18 protein-coding genes and 1 pseudogene are annotated in these 17,066 nt (G+C 35.5%); 15 read left to right on the top strand and 4 right to left on the bottom strand.

The window, feature by feature from the left end:
• The first annotated feature begins 2 nt into the window (after positions 1–2).
• The 13 genes and pseudogenes from OEI98_RS11980 to OEI98_RS11920 all read left to right on the top strand — a co-directional run bounded on the left by OEI98_RS11980 (position 3) and on the right by OEI98_RS11920 (position 12,049).
• On the top strand, positions 3–677 hold the full coding sequence (locus OEI98_RS11980) for a hypothetical protein (protein ID WP_003870048.1): 675 nt from the start codon (positions 3–5) through the stop codon (positions 675–677).
• Positions 678–691: 14 nt separating this feature from the next.
• Positions 692–904: a 4Fe-4S binding protein gene (locus tag OEI98_RS11975; RefSeq protein ID WP_003870047.1), complete on the top strand. Its 213-nt coding sequence runs from the start codon at positions 692–694 to the stop codon at positions 902–904.
• A gap of 15 nt (positions 905–919) precedes the next feature.
• Positions 920–1,987, top strand: a complete 1,068-nt coding sequence (locus OEI98_RS11970; RefSeq protein WP_003870046.1) for a 3-methyl-2-oxobutanoate dehydrogenase subunit VorB — start codon at positions 920–922, stop codon at positions 1,985–1,987.
• Positions 1,987–2,736, top strand: coding sequence for a thiamine pyrophosphate-dependent enzyme (locus OEI98_RS11965; RefSeq protein ID WP_003870045.1), 750 nt, complete (start codon positions 1,987–1,989; stop codon positions 2,734–2,736). The genes OEI98_RS11970 and OEI98_RS11965 overlap by 1 nt, the downstream gene beginning before the upstream one ends.
• Positions 2,737–2,738: 2 nt before the next feature.
• Positions 2,739–3,296: a 2-oxoacid:acceptor oxidoreductase family protein gene (locus tag OEI98_RS11960; protein WP_003870044.1), complete on the top strand. Its 558-nt coding sequence runs from the start codon at positions 2,739–2,741 to the stop codon at positions 3,294–3,296.
• Positions 3,297–3,334: 38 nt separating this feature from the next.
• Positions 3,335–4,225 carry a bifunctional enoyl-CoA hydratase/phosphate acetyltransferase gene (locus OEI98_RS11955; RefSeq protein ID WP_003870043.1) on the top strand — a complete coding sequence of 297 codons (891 nt, stop codon included), beginning with the start codon at positions 3,335–3,337 and terminating at the stop codon, positions 4,223–4,225.
• A 28-nt stretch (positions 4,226–4,253) separates the two neighbouring features.
• Positions 4,254–5,986 (top strand): annotated as a pseudogene (gene iorA / locus OEI98_RS11950) (indolepyruvate ferredoxin oxidoreductase subunit alpha).
• A 6-nt stretch (positions 5,987–5,992) separates the two neighbouring features.
• On the top strand, positions 5,993–6,568 hold the full coding sequence (locus tag OEI98_RS11945; protein ID WP_003870041.1) for an indolepyruvate oxidoreductase subunit beta: 576 nt from the start codon (positions 5,993–5,995) through the stop codon (positions 6,566–6,568).
• Between the two features lie 121 nt (positions 6,569–6,689).
• Entirely contained in the window at positions 6,690–7,289 is a 600-nt protein-coding gene (locus tag OEI98_RS11940) for a lysophospholipid acyltransferase family protein (RefSeq protein ID WP_003870040.1), read from the top strand.
• Between the two features lie 68 nt (positions 7,290–7,357).
• Positions 7,358–8,701, top strand: a complete 1,344-nt coding sequence (glmM, locus tag OEI98_RS11935; protein WP_003870039.1) for a phosphoglucosamine mutase — start codon at positions 7,358–7,360, stop codon at positions 8,699–8,701.
• Between the two features lie 260 nt (positions 8,702–8,961).
• The gene (gene glmS / locus OEI98_RS11930; protein ID WP_003870038.1) at positions 8,962–10,788 is read left to right on the top strand and encodes a glutamine--fructose-6-phosphate transaminase (isomerizing); all 1,827 of its coding nucleotides are present in this window, start codon (positions 8,962–8,964) and stop codon (positions 10,786–10,788) included.
• Between the two features lie 349 nt (positions 10,789–11,137).
• Complete coding sequence (locus OEI98_RS11925; protein ID WP_003870037.1) at positions 11,138–11,554, top strand: EamA family transporter; 417 nt, start codon at positions 11,138–11,140, stop codon at positions 11,552–11,554.
• Positions 11,555–11,659: 105 nt separating this feature from the next.
• A complete protein-coding gene (locus tag OEI98_RS11920) occupies positions 11,660–12,049 on the top strand; it encodes a secondary thiamine-phosphate synthase enzyme YjbQ (protein ID WP_003870036.1) in 390 nt (129 codons plus the stop codon).
• A gap of 2 nt (positions 12,050–12,051) precedes the next feature.
• Here the strand turns inward: OEI98_RS11920 and ligD are convergent, their stop codons facing one another.
• The gene (gene ligD / locus OEI98_RS11915) at positions 12,052–12,975 is read right to left on the bottom strand and encodes a non-homologous end-joining DNA ligase (protein ID WP_003867458.1); all 924 of its coding nucleotides are present in this window, start codon (positions 12,973–12,975) and stop codon (positions 12,052–12,054) included.
• Positions 12,976–12,989: 14 nt separating this feature from the next.
• Complete coding sequence (locus OEI98_RS11910; RefSeq protein WP_003870034.1) at positions 12,990–13,802, bottom strand: Ku protein; 813 nt, start codon at positions 13,800–13,802, stop codon at positions 12,990–12,992.
• A 122-nt stretch (positions 13,803–13,924) separates the two neighbouring features.
• Here OEI98_RS11910 and OEI98_RS11905 point away from each other — a divergent pair, with 122 nt between their 5' ends.
• Positions 13,925–15,202 carry a serine hydrolase gene (locus OEI98_RS11905; RefSeq protein ID WP_033426665.1) on the top strand — a complete coding sequence of 426 codons (1,278 nt, stop codon included), beginning with the start codon at positions 13,925–13,927 and terminating at the stop codon, positions 15,200–15,202.
• A 24-nt stretch (positions 15,203–15,226) separates the two neighbouring features.
• Here the strand turns inward: OEI98_RS11905 and OEI98_RS11900 are convergent, their stop codons facing one another.
• Positions 15,227–15,892, bottom strand: coding sequence for a peroxiredoxin (locus tag OEI98_RS11900; RefSeq protein WP_003870032.1), 666 nt, complete (start codon positions 15,890–15,892; stop codon positions 15,227–15,229).
• A gap of 76 nt (positions 15,893–15,968) precedes the next feature.
• Positions 15,969–16,622: a sporulation membrane protein YtaF gene (ytaF, locus tag OEI98_RS11895; protein ID WP_323053819.1), complete on the bottom strand. Its 654-nt coding sequence runs from the start codon at positions 16,620–16,622 to the stop codon at positions 15,969–15,971.
• 115 nt (positions 16,623–16,737) lie between these two features.
• Here ytaF and OEI98_RS11890 point away from each other — a divergent pair, with 115 nt between their 5' ends.
• Entirely contained in the window at positions 16,738–17,025 is a 288-nt protein-coding gene (locus OEI98_RS11890) for a DUF503 domain-containing protein (protein WP_004403250.1), read from the top strand.
• The last annotated feature ends 41 nt before the right edge of the window (positions 17,026–17,066 follow it).

The raw sequence follows: 17,066 nt of genomic DNA, 5'->3' as shown, positions 1-17,066 counted from the left end.
TAATGGATTTCAAAAGGTTGACAATTGTAGTAGGGCATTACGGTACAGGTAAGACCGAGGTTGCAATAAATTATGCTAAGTTTATAAGAGAATCAGGAAAAGAGGTAGAAATAGTCGATTTAGATATTGTAAATCCATATTTTAGGTCGAGGGAAGTGAGAAAAGAACTTTTTGATAAGTGGAGAATACGAGTAGCAGGAGTAGAAGAGAAATATATGAATGCAGATGTGCCTGCTATTTCCCGCAACATCTATGGGGCATTATACAGCAAGGATAAATATGCAGTCTTCGATGTTGGGGGAGACGATGTAGGAGCAACTCCATTAGGTCAGTATCGGCATATAATAAAGGATCAAGATGCAGAAGTATTATTTGTAGTTAATGTAAACAGGCCACTTACAAAAGATGTAGAATCGGTCATTGAATATCTTAAATCGATTGAAGAAGCAGCTAAAATTAAAGTAACTCATTTGGTAAACAATACTCATTTATCTTATGAAACAACAGTAGAGGATATTTTAAAAGGTCAAAAAGTGGTGGAGGAAGTCTCAAAAATTACAGGGATACCTATTAAGATGGTGACTGTAAAAAGAGAATTGCTCAACAAAGTTCCTGACTTAGGATATCCGATATTTCCAATTGACCTTTATATGAAAACTCCATGGGATAAAATGTGAGAGGAGGAATTTATGTGGCAAAAGTTATTTTTAATGAAGATTTATGTAAAGGTTGTGAATTGTGTGTAAATGCTTGTCCCAAGAAAATTATTGAAATGGACATGAGCAAAATAAATGTGAAGGGATATCATCCTGCCACTGTTAAACCGGAAAATATGAACAAATGTATAGGTTGTGCATTTTGCGCTATGATGTGTCCTGATACTGTTATAACAGTTATAAAATAAATGGAGGGGAGTAAGATGGCTAAGGTATTAATGAAAGGTAATGAGGCGTTAGCGGAAGCAGCTATTCAAGCTGGGTGTAGACATTACTTTGGTTATCCTATAACACCTCAAAATGAGGTTACAGCTTACATGGCAAAGAGAATGCCAGAGGTAGGTGGCGTATTTTTACAAGCAGAAAGTGAAGTTTCTGCTATAAATATGGTATATGGAGCAGGTGGAGCAGGAGCTCGTGTTATGACTTCCACCAGCAGCCCTGGTTTGAGTCTTATGCAAGAAGGTATCTCATATCTTGCAGGTGCTCAAGTACCTTGTGTAATTGTGAATATAATGAGGGGTGGCCCAGGATTAGGAGACATTCAAGGAGCTCAAGGAGATTACTTTCAATCTACAAAAGGAGGAGGCCATGGAGATTATAGATTGATTGTCCTTGCTCCTTCTACAATCCAAGAAATGGCAGATTTAGTCCAAGAAGCTTTTGATATTGCAGATGAATATAGGAACCCTGTTGTTATATTGGGAGATGGGATGTTAGGTCAGATGATGGAACCTGTAGATTTTGAAAATATTCAAAAAAGAAAGAGAGATATTCCAGAAAAAACATGGGCTACTACAGGAAGAGGAAATAGAGAGCATAGAAACATAATCAATTCTTTATATATCGATCCACCTGTATTAGAGAAATATAATTATCAATTATTTGAAAAATATGCAAAGGCTGAAAAGAATGAAGTGAGATATGAAATGATAAATTGCGAAGATGCGGATGTTATTTTAGTTGCTTATGGTACTATTGCCCGCGTAGCAAAGAATGTGATGAATATTGCAAGAAGAGAAGGGTATAAAGTAGGATTAATAAGACCTATTTCCTTGTGGCCTTTCCCGAAAGAGCCTTTCGAAAAGACAGTTGATACCGCAAAAGCTTATTTGACTGTAGAAATGAGCATGGGACAAATGGTAGAAGATGTAAAACTTGCAGTACAATTCAAAAAGCCGGTCTATTTCTACGGAAGGCCAGGTGGTATGATACCAGAACCATCTGTGATGCTAGAACAAATTAGGAAAATTGCAGGAGGTGTGAAATAATGGCTGTTGTATTTCAAAAAACAAAGGGATTGACAGATACGCCTTTTCATTATTGTCCAGGCTGTACTCATGGTATAATCCACAGGTTAGTAGCTGAAATTATGGAAGAGTTAGATGTTTTAGATAAGGCAATAGGTGTTGCTCCTGTAGGATGTGCTGTATTTGCATATGACTATTTTAATTGTGATATGCAAGAGGCAGCTCATGGGAGGGCTCCAGCAGTTGCTACAGGTATTAAGAGAGTTCATCCTGATAAAATTGTGTTTACTTATCAAGGAGATGGAGACTTAGCAGCTATTGGAACAGCAGAGATTGTTCATGCGGCTGCAAGGGGAGAAAATATAACAGTTATTTTTGTCAACAATGCTAACTATGGAATGACAGGAGGACAAATGGCTCCTACTACATTAATTGGTCAGGAAACAACTACTACTCCTTACGGAAGAAAGCCAGAAATAAATGGTTATCCCATTAGAGTGAGTGAAATGCTAGCAACCCTTGAGGGTACAGCATATATTGAAAGAGTATCTGTTTACGATGTAAAACATGTAATGCAGGCTAAAAAAGCCATAAAAAATGCATTTTTAGCTCAAATACAAAAAAAGGGGTTTTCTATGATAGAAGTGCTCTCTAGTTGTCCTACTAACTGGGGTATGACACCGGTAGAGGCATTAAATTGGATAAAAGAGCACATGGAACCGTATTACCCTTTGGGTGTGTATAAAAACACCTTAGAGGAGGTTAAGTAATTATGGAAGAAAGAATAATTTTTGCAGGCTTTGGTGGTCAAGGAGTTTTATCAATGGGGCTTATAATTACCTATGCGGGAATGTTTGAAGGGAAAAATGTGTCTTGGACTCCTTCTTATGGTCCTGAAATGAGAGGAGGAACTGCCTATTGTAATGTCACTGTATCAGATGAGGAAGTAGGCTCTCCAATTATTACAGAGGCTACCTCTGTAGTTGTAATGAATAGGCCTTCTTTAGACAAATATGAATCTTATGTGATACCAGGTGGAAAATTATTCATAAATACTTCATTAGTAGATAGAAAAGCAGAGAGAAAAGATATAGAAGTGTATGAGATACCTGCCAATGATATTGCTAATGAATTGGGTAATTTAAAAATTGCTAACATGGTGATGCTAGGAGCTTTCATAGAAGCTACTAAAGTTGTAAAAATGGAAACAGTACTAAAAGCTCTGCCTGAGGTCTTTGGCAAAGGTAAAGAGCATTTGATGCCTATAAATGAAAAAGCGTTAAATAGGGGAGCAGAATTAGTAAAAAGTCTCATTACAACTAAAAAATAACCTCTTCGGAGGTTATTTTTTCTGTAGGAGGTGTAAATTTGAAAAAATTAAGTGAAATTGTAGAGAAAGCAAAAGGATTCAATAAAATATTTACTGTGGCAGGGGCAGAAGACTGTGAAGTATTGTTAGCATGCGAATCTGCAAGAAAAGAAGGGATAGGAAATCCTATATTGGTAGGTATTAAAGAAAAAATAGAAACTATTGCAAAAGATATAGGCATTGATATTAAGCAATATGAAATAATTGATGAAAAAGAAGAGTCGGAAAAATGCAAAAGGGCAGTTTTAGAAGTTAGAGAAGGTAGGGCTTCTTTTGTCATGAAAGGTCTTGTTCCTACTGCTACTCTTTTAAGGGCTGTTCTTGACAGCGAATACGGCATTAGAGGAGAAGGATTACTCAGTCATGTAATGGTTTATGAAATTCCCAACTATCACAAGTTATTGCTTTTGACTGATGGAGGAATGAATATTAGTCCTACTTTAGAAGAAAAAGTGCAAATTTTAAAAAATGCTATTAAAGTGGCAAAAGCTATAGAAATAGAAAATCCTAAAGTAGCCTGTTTGTCGGCGGTAGAAGTGGTAAACCCTAAAATGCCTTCCACTGTTGAAGCCGCTAAATTAAAGGAAATGAACCAAAGAGGTGAGATAGAAGGAATAGTAGATGGTCCTTTAGCTTTTGACCTTGCCATAAGCAAAGAGGCGGCAATTCACAAAGGAGTAAAAAGTGAGGTTGCAGGAGATGCCGATATTTTGTTGGTGCCATTTATAGAGGTAGGAAATGCTTTAGGTAAAAGCTTTACTTATTTTGCAAAGGCAAGAAGTGCGGGAATTGTGGTAGGAGCAAAAGCGCCAATTGTTCTAGTTTCAAGAGCTGATTCCCACGAAGATAAGTTTAATTCTATAGCTTTTGCCTGTGCAGTATCTTTTTGATAACGATAAATTAAATGGGGGAAAATGAATGAAAAAAATAATGATGGGAGATGAAGCAGTAGCAAGAGGTGCTTATGAGTACGGCATCACTTTTGCTGCTGCATACCCTGGTACACCAAGCACAGAGATAATAGAGAATATAGCTAAGTACAAAGAAATATATTCTGAATGGGCGCCAAATGAAAAAGTTGCTGTTGAAGCAGCAATTGGTGCTTCTATCGCAGGCGCAAGAAGTCTTGCTGCTATGAAACATGTTGGCCTTAATGTGGCAGCAGACCCACTTTTCACTTTTGCATATACAGGTGTTAATGGGGGTTGTGTAATTGTAACGGCAGATGACCCTGGAATGCACTCATCACAAAATGAACAGGACAATAGGTATTATGCAAAATTTGCTAAAATACCCATGTTAGAACCTTCAGACAGTCAAGAATGTAAAGATTTTGTAGGATACGCATTGGACATAAGTGAAAAGTACGATACTCCTGTTTTGTTAAGGCTTACAACAAGGGTAAGTCATGGCAAAGGAGTAGTAGAATTAGGTGAAAGACAAAATGTAGAGATGAAACCTTATAAAAAAGATATTCCTAAATATGTAATGGTGCCTGCTAATGCACAAAAAAGGCATGTAGTTGTAGAAGAAAGATTAAAGGCTTTAAGACAATTGTCAGAAGAAATTTCTATTAACAGAATAGAATGGAATGATAGAGAAATTGGCATAATTACCAGTGGTATAAGCTATCTTTATGTAAAAGAAGTTTTTGGAGATGAAGTTTCAATCTTAAAATTAGGAATGACTTATCCTTTGCCATCAGAGCTTATAAAAAAATTCGCAGAAGGAGTTAAAAAACTATACGTTGTAGAGGAATTGGAACCTTACATCGAAGAACATGTAAAAAGCTTAGGAATAAAAGTCATAGGCAAAGAGATATTGCCGATAGTAGGGGAATTAAATCCTGGTATAATAAGAAAAGCTATAAAGGGTGAAGAATTAGAGCATATATCAGTTGATACAAAAGTGCCAGGTAGACCTCCTATGCTTTGTGCAGGATGTCCTCACAGGGGAGTTTTCTACGTATTGAAAAAAAGAGAGTTCCAGTCTTAGGCGACATTGGATGTTATACTTTAGGGGCAGCTCCTCCACTGGAAGCTATAGATACCTGTGTTTGCATGGGAGCAAGTATTTCTGGATCTCACGGATTCCAAAAGGCCAATGAACACAAAGGAAGGAAACAAAAGATTTTTAGTGTAATAGGTGACTCAACTTTCTTCCATTCAGGAATAACAGGTTTGATTGATATAGTCTACAATAAAGGAAATGCTGTACCTATAATTCTTGACAACCGCATAACAGCTATGACGGGGCATCAGCACAATCCTGGAACTGGGAAAACTTTGATGGGAGAAGAGGCTCCAGAAATAGATATAGCGAAATTAAGTGAAGCAATAGGAGTAAAAAGAGTAAGAGTGGTTGATCCTTTTAACTTAAAAGAAGTTGAAAATGCTGTTGATGAAGCTATGAATACTGACGATACAATGGTAATTGTAGCAAAGGGACCTTGTGCTTTGATTCCTCCGAGACCTCAGGGAGAGTGTAGAATAGACCAAGATAAATGCAAAAAATGCGGTTTGTGTCTAAGGATAGGTTGTCCTGCTATAAGCAAAAAAGATGGAATATTTAGCATAGACCCTGACCAGTGTACCGGATGTACAGTTTGTATGCAGGTATGTCCTTTCGATGCTATAGAAAAGGTGAGGTGAAATAAAGTGCAAGAAGTGAAAAGCATATTAATGGTAGGGGTAGGAGGGCAAGGCACTATTCTAGCCAGTAATGTTTTGGCGGAAGGACTATTAAAAAGTGGTTATGATGTAAAAATGTCAGAAGTCCACGGCATGTCTCAAAGAGGAGGAAGTGTCAATACTCAAATAAGGTTTGGAGAAAAAGTTTATTCTCCAGTCATTGAAGTTGGGGCTGCTGATGTTATCGTAGCCTTTGAAAAAATGGAAGCTGTGCGATGGTTAAATTATCTTAAAAAAGACGGCGTTGTCATTGTAAATACGGTAGAAATACCTCCACTTTCTGTGCTCATAAGCAAAGAAGAGTATCCCAAGAACTTAATTGAGGAAATATCAAAAAGCGTAAAGACAATTGCAGTAGATGCAGATAAAATAGCAGAGAGCCTTGGAAATATAAAGGCTCAAAATATAGTTCTTTTAGGAGTACTTGTTAAATATTTAGGACTACAAGGCATTGATTGGGAAGAGGTAATAAAAAATAACGTGCCACAAAAATTTGTTGAATTAAATACAAATGCCTTTAGAAAAGGGCTGGAGGTAATCTAAGAGGGGGAGATAATTTCCTCCATTTTTTATTAAAAGAAGGATTGTTAAAGATTGTGGCGAATATATCTTATAGCGCTGACTTTATTGAATTTGTCATTAGAGGAAGGGAGGTATTATTTTTTTGTTATATAGAATTTTACGGCTTATTGCTAAATTGATTCTTAAGATATTCTATTCCTTTGAAGTAAAATATGAGAAAAATTTGCCTGAGGGAGCTTGTATTTTTGTTGCAAACCATCAAAGTTTGCTAGACCCAGTTGTGGTAGCCTGTTCTGTAAAAAGACCCGTTATATTTTTAGCAAGTTCTGAACTTTATAAAAGGCGTTTTTTAAAATATTTTTTAAAAATTGATAAAGCAATTCCCATAAAGAAAAATTCGCCTGATTTAAATGCCATAAAACAAGCGTTATTTAGACTAAAGGAAGGAAATTCTATAGGATTATTTCCAGAAGGAGGAATATCACCAACTGGCAAAGTAGAAAAAATGTATGAAGGGGCTATGTATATAGCATATAAATCGGGAAAGCCCATTGTGCCAGTGGCTATAAAAGGCACAAGAGAAATACTACCTTTTGGCAAATATTTTCCCAAATTTAGGGGAAAAATTGAACTAAAAATAGGGGAACCAATTTACCCAAATCTGAATATTGATATAAAGATGGAAATTGTTGAATTGAGAGACAAAGTTATGCAAAATATATTAACAATGTTGGAGGAATAGTGTAAATTGAAATATGGTTTTCACTGTGATAAAATATTATCGTATGATTTATTGAGAGGAGATAGAAAATGGCAAGGTTGTTTGGTACAGATGGTGTTAGAGGTATAGCTAATTATGACTTGACTCCACAACTTGCTTTTGAACTAGGAAGAGCAGGAGCATATGCTTTGACGGAAGGAAGTCATAGGCCCAAAATTGTAGTGGGAAAAGACAGCCGTATTTCTAGCGACATGCTAGAATGCGCATTAGCTGCTGGTCTTACCTCTGTAGGGGCGGAGGTCATAAGTGTGGGGATAATTCCTACACCAGCGGTAGCTTACCTTACCCGATTATATCAAGCAGATGCTGGAGTTATGATATCGGCATCTCATAATCCCGTAGAGTACAATGGGATAAAATTTTTTGATAAAAATGGGTATAAATTGCCAGATGAAGTAGAAGATAGAATAGAAAATATAATAAAAGAAAAAATTGAGTTGCCTTCTCCTATTGGGACGGGAATAGGTACCAGGAAAGAATACACAAATTCTCATAGAGATTACATAGAGTTCTTAAAGTCTACTATTGATGGGGATTTAAAAGGAATGAAAATTGTAATTGATTGTGCTTATGGAGCTAGCAGCACAGTAGCGCCAATTCTATTTAAAGAACTAGGGGCGGAAGTCATATTACATGGAGCAGAGCCTATAGGGGAAAAGATAAATGTCAATTGTGGGTCTACTCATCCTGAAAAATTGCAACAACTCGTCATAGAAAATGGGGCCGACATAGGTTTAGCCTTTGACGGAGATGCTGATAGACTTATTGCAGTTGATGAAAAAGGAAATGTTGTTGATGGAGACCACATAATGGCAATATGTGCTATAGATTTAAAGAAAAAAGGTAGGTTAAAAAATAACACAGTTGTGGCAACAGTTATGAGCAATATAGGCTTTGAGATTGCACTTAAAGAGCAAGGGATTAATCTCATAAGGACAAAAGTAGGAGACAGATATGTTTTAGAAGAAATGATAAAAGGCGGATATTCTATTGGTGGCGAACAATCAGGCCATATTATTTTCCTTAATGACAATACTACTGGAGATGGGGAAATTACTGCTTTAAAACTTTGTTCTATTTTAAAAGAAAGTGGCAAAAAATTGTCAGAGTTAGCTGCCTGCATGGTTACTTACCCACAAGTTCTTATAAACGCAAAAGTAAAAAATGAGTTAAAACATGCTTATTTAGAGGATGAAGAAATAAAAAGGGAAATTGAAAACTTAGAAAGGGAAATGAGAGGAGAAGGACGAGTACTTATAAGACCCTCGGGTACTGAGCCTCTTGTGAGAGTTATGGTAGAAGGAAAAGATTCTGATAAAATTAGTCAAATGGCAAAAGAACTTGCTGAATTAATAGAAAGAAAATTAAATTAAATAAAAGTGCGAAAGGTATTATTTGAAAGGGGGGATGCCTATTGAAGAAGAGTAAAAGAAGGTAAGGATTAAAAATTAAAAAAGCGCCTGGGCTTAAAGTGTATACTTTAAGCTGACGAGGACAGGGTTTATCGAGTTATCGGCGGGTGCCCTGCGGTTTTCTGCGACCGATAAAGGACTGGTAAAACCACAGGCGACTGTGGCATAAAGCAGTCTGGGCAGGGATGAATATTTATTACAAAAGTGAGAGGAGACCGAGTATGTGTGGAATTGTAGGATATATTGGCGATAAACAGGCGACGCCAATACTTTTAGAAGGTTTGACAAAATTGGAGTATCGAGGCTATGATTCGGCAGGAATTGCCATTTTAAATGATGGCAATATAAATATAAAGAAAGCGAAGGGAAGATTAAACGTCCTAAAAGAGCTTGTTGAAAAAGATAATATGGTAGGGACAATAGGCATAGGACACACAAGGTGGGCTACGCATGGTGAACCATCTGATACAAACTCCCATCCTCATTTATCCCAATCAGGGCTAATTGCAGTAGTCCACAATGGCATAATTGAAAACTATCTTCCACTGAAGAAATGGCTGTTAGAGGAAGGTTATACCTTTAAGTCTGAGACTGATACAGAAGTTGTAGCAAATTTGCTGGAGTATTATTACAATGGCGATATAGTAGAGGCTGTGAAAAAAGTTTTAGACAGAATTGAAGGTTCTTATGCCTTAGGCGTTTTGTGCAAAAACAATCCCGATATGATTGTAGCTGCAAGAAAAGAAGCACCTCTTATAGTTGGAATAGGCAATGGTGAAAACTTTATTGCATCTGATATCCCAGCTATATTAAAACATACAAGAAGTGTATATTTTCTTGATGATCATGAGATTGCCATAATTAAAAAAGACAGCGTAGAGTTTATAGACATGTTTGGAAGGCAAGTAGAAAAATCGCTTTTTGAAGTAAAATGGGATGTAGAGGCGGCTGAAAAGGGCGGTTATGAACATTTCATGATAAAAGAAATTCACGAGCAGCCAAGTGCTATAAAAGATACATTAAGAGGCAGAATAATTGATGATTCAGAAATAGTTTTAGATGATGTGAAAATTACTAAAGAAGACCTTGAAAAGATAGATAAAATCTTTATTGTAGCCTGTGGAACAGCTTATCATGCGGGTGTTGTTGGGAAATACGTCATAGAAAATCTTGCGAGAATACCTGTTGAAGTAGATGTCGCTTCAGAATTTAGATATAGAAACCCCTTAGTAAATGAAAGAACTCTTACAATTGTAATAAGCCAGTCGGGGGAAACAGCAGATACCATTGCTGCATTAAAAGAAGCTAAGAAAAAAGGGTCAAGAGTTATAGCCATTACAAACGTCGTTGGAAGTTCTGTCTCCAGAGAAGCAGATGATGTACTATACACATGGGCAGGTCCTGAAATAGCTGTTGCTTCCACCAAAGCTTATACTACGCAACTTATAGCTCTCTATCTTGTAGCTATGGACCTTGCAATAAAAAGAGGGACAATAACTAAAACAAAGGTTATGGAACTTTGCACAGAATTAAAGAAACTTCCTGAAAAAGTTCAGTATTTACTTGACAACAAAGATGTAATACAAAAATTTGCCTCTGAACACTATAATGCAAAAGACGTATTTTACATTGGAAGAGGACTGGACTATGCTGTTGCTATGGAGGGTTCTTTAAAACTCAAAGAAATATCCTATATTCATTCAGAGGCTTATCCGGCTGGTGAATTAAAACACGGTACTTTGGCCCTTGTAGAAGAGGGAACACTTGTGATAGCTCTTGCAACACAAGATGACCTTTTTGAAAAGATGCTTAGTAATATAAAAGAAGTAAAAGCAAGAGGTGGTTTTTTAGTCGCCTTTGCAAAGCAGGGTAATTTGCAGCTTGAGGGCGTTGTAGATAAAGTAATATATATACCTGAAACGCTTAAAGAGCTTACTCCAGTATTGACAGTTGTGCCTTTGCAACTTTTAGCATATTATATGGCAGTAGAAAAAGGATGTGACGTAGATAAACCGCGTAATCTTGCAAAGTCAGTAACTGTAGAGTAATGGAGGTCAAAAGGCTGAAGAGTTGTGTATTTTTCATTTATACCTTTTCCCCATGCGAAAAAAGTGGTTCCGTTTGGGAAGGAGAAAGGGAAAAGGATTAAGGATTAAGTCTTTATAGAATAACAAAGGGATAAGTGGTAAAGCCTCGAAAAATTCGGGATTTACGCCACTTATCCCTTTTTTCCTTGATCCATAATCCTCTCCTACGGAACGACTTTTTTCAACTATTAATATTGCTACTTTTTCCTTCCTCAAGTATAATGAAGTTAAAAGGTTAAGACGCAGTAGTAATTGAAGTGAGACGTAAAAATAGTTAAGTGTAAAAATTGCATTGAGGGGATGTTGGATTATGTGGAAATTATTTGCAATATTATCAGCTTTGTTTGCTGCTTTGACTTCAATTCTTGCTAAAATTGGCATAAAAGGCGTGGATTCTAACTTGGCTACAGCTATTCGTACAACTGTTATTATATTTTTAGCGTGGGGTATTGTATTTACAACAGGGGGACAGTATGGAATTAAAAGTTTGACAAAACAAAATTGGATCTTTTTGATTCTCTCTGGACTGGCGACAGGTTTGTCCTGGTTATTTTATTATAAGGCAATATCTATAGGTGAAGTATCAAAGGTTGCACTTATTGATAAATCCAGCATCGTCCTAACTTTAACTTTATCTTTTTTTATCCTAAACGAGCAATTCACCGCAAAAACGTTAGTTGCAAGTGTACTTATTACTGCAGGTATATTTATGATGATATGGAAATAAATGTTGCATTTTTGATTTACTTTTTTATAATCCATGTTGACATGCCATTAAACAATTTGCTATTATAAAAAGCAAATCCAGAAAACAAAAAATGGAGGAGTCGTTATGGTTGTTTTGGAGATAAATACACCGACAAGGGAAGTTATGGTGGATATTACTGATATGGTAATGCAAGAAATTAAAAAATCTGGCGTTGTTGATGGCCTTTGTGTTATCTTTGTGCCCCATACAACAGCGGGAATTACAATAAACGAAAATGCAGATCCAACTGTAAGAGAAGATATAATGGCAGCCTTAGAAAAAATAATTCCTAATATGCGTTTTAAACACATGGAAGGCAATTCTGATGCCCACATCAAGGCGTCTCTTATGGGAAGTTCAGTAACTCTCATTATTGAAAATGGAAGGCCACTTTTAGGAACTTGGCAGGGTATTTATTTATGTGAGTTTGATGGTCCAAGGAGAAGAAGAGTGTATATTAAGTTTTTGAAGTGAGTTTATTCAAACCTGCACTCTTCTGGTTTTACGTTATACTCAAATTGAATAAAAGAAGGTGCCCTCATCTTCATGTTTTCAGACCATTCCATAAATCTCACTTTACATGTTAGCAAGGGTTTTAACCACTGCACATTTTTTTCTTTAAAGTTATAATAATTATCTGGGGCTTTTATCTCCTTGGCAACTTCATAGAATGCTTTTAATTCCTTCTGGGATAGGCCTGATTCACAACTTCCTATGTTTATTAAATTATTTTCCTCATCGTAAAGCCCCAGTATGAGGGCTGTTTTGTCAGTTCTGTACCCTATAATAACAGCATTTATTACAATAAAATGTTTTGACTTAAGCCAGAGTTTACTCCTTTTTCCTATTAAATATTTTGAATCTGCTTTTTTGGCAACAATTCCTTCAAGTCCTTTTTTCCCTGTCTCTTCAAAAAGCATTTTTCCATGTTCAAATATAAAATCTGATATTTTTATGATCTCGTTTTCTTTAACTGTTTTTCTAAGGATATCTTTTCTCTCTATAAGTGGCAATTCTACAAGAGATTTGCCGTTTAAATATAATATATCCCATGTTATGAAAATTACGGGCATTATCTTGCTTAAAAGATTTATTTTTACTAAATTTTGTTGATGCTTTCTCGACATAATGCTTTTGTAACTGGGCTTGCCGTTTTTTAAAACTACAAGTTCACCGTCAAGTATTGCTTCTTTTGCTTTTATTTGCTTATGAAGTAATGCTAAATCTGGAAACTGATGGGTTATATCAACAAGCCTTCTATCTTGAAGTCTTGTTTTATTTGAAATAAAAGCAATAGTCCTTGAACCATCCCATTTGACTTCATATATCCATTCGGGGCTATCAAAAGGGTCACTGCTGGATGCCAGCATAGGTGATATTTTTTCTTCTATCATAGACATATTCAATCTTCCTTTTATGCGCCTTTTCTTTTGCGTCCTTTTTTTGCTTTTTCTTCATTCTTTACAGATTCAATACTCGCTTTTAATGCACTTACTAAATCAAGAACATTATCGGCTTCAGGTGCTTTTTGGGGAATTTCTACATCTTTGTCCTGTATTTTTGACTCAATCATTTCAATTAACGCTTTTCTGTAACTATCATCATATTTTTCGGGTTTAAAATCGGAGGTCAAAGTATCAATAAGTTGTTTGGCCATTTTTATTTCATTTTCCTGTAAGCTGACTTCTCTTAAGGGAGGAAGCTGGTTTGCGTTTTTTATTTCATCAGGGAAATGCATTGTTTCCATGACCATGTATTTTTCATCATACACTCGTATGCATGCGAGGTTTTGCTTTGACCTAATTACCACTTTCGCTATTGCAACTCGCTTTGTTTCTTTCATAGAATCTCTTAAAAGTACATAAGGCTTTGTACCAATATCTTCAGGTACAATGAAATATGTTTTGTCATAATATATGGGGTCTATTTGTCCTATATCGGTAAAATCTACTATATCAATGGTTTTAACTGTTGGCATAGGTATCCTTTCCAAATCTTCATCATCTATAATGACAAATTTACCTGGTTCGTATTCATACCCTCGTACTATTTCCTCATCTGAAACGGGTCTATTACATACAGGGCATATTTTTTCATATTTTATGGGGGATTTACATTCTTTGTGAAGTTGCCTAAAATGTATGGCATGGTCTTCTGTAGCGGTATACAGTTTTATGGGGATACTTACAAGACCAAAACTTATTGCTCCTTTCCACATTGAGCGCATATTTAAATCACCTCATAATTAATATCCCCATTAAGAAACTTTTTATTTATAAAATCATATTTGTAAATTGGTATATATGGATATATATATTTGTTGAAATATGATGTTATATACAGTATAATATGGAGTTGAATGGGGGGATAAAATTGAAGAATATAAAAAAGATACTTTCATGGATTCTTATTATTGCTATTGTTGTATTGATACCTATATTTTCGTATGCAAGAAATCTTCCAAAATTCACTTTTGGGTCAAGGCTTTTATATAGCGGGACGTATGGAACTGATGTAGAAGAATTACAAGCTATGTTAAATAAAGCGGGATTTGATACAGGTACTGTTGATGGCATATTTGGTAAAATGACATTAAATGGAGTTTTAGACTTTCAAAGGTCCAAAAATCTTGTGCCAGATGGAATTGTAGGTCCTAAGACATATGCTGCTCTTGAAACTGTTTCCTGGGCTGACCCGATAGTTTACTCTGTCAAACCAGGTGACAACTTATACTTTATAGCAAAGCGCCATGGAACGAATGCCCAAAATATAATGGATGCAAATGGATTAAATGATGGGGATAGTTTATATGTTGGGCAAAAGATTTTAATTCCTCATCCGCCTGTTGAAGTACCGCAGCAATTGAACAATGCTACAAATTATCAAGAACTTAAAAATAACATTCAGGCATTAATATCTCAATATCCTGGTAAATACGGAGTTTACTTTATTGACTTAAATACAGGGCAAACTTTTGAAATAAACGGTTATGATTCGTTTATTGCGGCAAGCACTTATAAAGTACCTCTTAACTTTTACCTTTATACTCTTATAACCGATGGAAAAATAGACCCTAATATGAAAGTGCAATACACTCAAGCTGACTATGAAGGGGGTGCCGGTTCTATACAGGCAGACCCTGTTGGAAGTTATTATACTATAAGAGAGCTTTCAAGACGTTCGATTGAAGAGAGTGATAATATAGCATCAAATATGATTATGAGAGTTGTAGGGCGAGATAACTATATAAAATTCATGGAAAGCTTAGGAGCAAATGTAATACCTTATAACAGCAATGTTACTTCCCCAAGAGATATGAGTATGTATATGGAAAATCTCTTAAATTATGTGAAGGCTCATCCGGATACAGCTGGAGAATTGATGTATTATCTCAAAAATACCATATACAACGATAGAATATCATATACAATACCTGATGAAATAGAAGTAGCACACAAAATAGGCAACCTTTCAAATGTTGTAAATGACACTGCAATAGTTTTTCATCCCACAAAGCCTTATATCTTGACGGTCTTGGCAAACAATGTAGATGGGTCAGATGATTCTTATGCATATACTGTAATAAGGCAAATATCAAAGATGGTGTACGATTTCCAAAGCAGGTAAAAGTTTAAGCCGGAAAATTCCGGCTTAAACTTTTTTATAACATAAATACCAGTCAGTACAATTATATCCTTCAATGTTTTTAACTCTTTCTTTAAGTTCGGCATAAGTTTTTGGAGGTGGAACGATGACAGGCATACCCGGATACCAGTTGGCGGGTGCCAAAACCTTGTATTTATCTACTGTTTGCAGTGCATCAATAATTCGTATTATTTCTTGGATGTTTCTACCTATTTCGAGAGGATAATACAGTATAAGGCGAAGTATCTGTTTGTCATCAATTACAAATACAGCTCTAACAGTACTTGTAGAACTTTCTGCGGGGGATATCATTCCGTACAATTTTGCTATTTTCATATCTTTATCTTCTATTATAGGGAAAGGAATTTCTATACCAGTATTTTTGTATATATTTTGTACCCAAGCTAAATGGGAAGGATTACTGTCTATACTTAATCCTATCAATTGGACATTTCTTTCTACAAAACTGGTATAGACTTGTGTGAAAGCTATAAATTCAGTAGTGCAAACAGGCGTAAAATCTCCTGGATGTGAAAATAGTACAATCCATTTACCTCTATAATCTGATAATTTTATAGGTCCAAAAGTGCTATTGGCTTTGAAATCTGGGGCAGGTGCTCCTATTTGAGGAAGGCAAGTTCTTGGGATACTTTCTATTGCTTCTGTTTCCATAAAATCACCTCTTAGCTTTTACTTTTTTCAATACATTATATTCAAGGGATTATGTCAAGTGTTATAATTTTAAAGGTTAGAACAAAGCTTTATAAGCTATTATAAGTAAAATAACCCCGCTTATAATTGTGCCAAATTGTCCGATAGTAAAAGAGCCTATTCGTATATTAGCAACTTTTGTCCCGAATTGTACTCCTGCCCATACAGAAACAAGGCTTCCAATTGCTGTAGTGAAAGATATAGCAAAGGGAGAAAAGCCCAAAAGCCCTGCTCCTAATCCGTTTGTCAGGGCATTTGCCGAAAGGGCAATTCCTAAAAGAATTGCTTCTAATAGACTTATTTCTCCTGATTTATCTAAATCTACAATTTCAGGATTTTCTAAAATTCCCTTTATAGAAGTAGTTTTTGATGATACTTGTTGTGTGTTTTGTGAAGAAGATTTACGAGGGACAGCCAGTAAAATAATTCTAAGTCCGATTATAAACAGCAAAAAAGCTCCTACAAAAATAGGGAGTGACCCTGGAAGTATTGAATTTAACCATTTGCCAAAGACAATTCCAGATATGCTAAACAAAAAAGCGATTACTGCGATAATTGTATTACAAAAAAGGCTTATTCGTATATTTCGTATACCATAGGAAATGCCTACTCCAAAATTATCTATGCTTGATGATATTGCGAAACCAAGAATAATTAGCCATTTCATATGTTCACACTCCTCTCTATCCAGCCTCTATTTATAATACGTTAGATAGAGAAGGTGTGATTTTATTGAAAGAGTTTATTATGTAAGGTATAATTATATTGTAAAAATTTTCTGGAGGAAATTAGGTAAGGCGATATATATGATTGTATCTTATTGTAAAATATATCTGAGAGCAAATTGGGTTCATTCTTTAAAAGAAAAAAGAATGATTGTAAGAAGTATTGTAGGTAAAGTAAAAAGTCATTATAATGTTTCTATATGCGAAATAGAAAATCAAGATTTACACAAATCAATTGTCATAGGTTTTTCGGTGTGTGGCAGTGATGCTGTTTTAACAAATAAAATAGTTCAAGAGGTTGTAGACTATATTGAAGAAAATACAGATGCTTATATAGAAAATATAGAAATGGATACAATAAATGTGTGACTCCAAATGAATATGCTCATTTGGAGCTTTTATTTTGTGAT

The organism is Thermoanaerobacter sp. RKWS2 (genome assembly GCF_026240795.1).
GTDB lineage: Bacteria > Bacillota > Thermoanaerobacteria > Thermoanaerobacterales > Thermoanaerobacteraceae > Thermoanaerobacter > Thermoanaerobacter ethanolicus.
The sequence above is the reverse complement of the archived record's forward strand: the minus strand, read 5'-3'. Positions and strand labels throughout refer to the sequence as shown.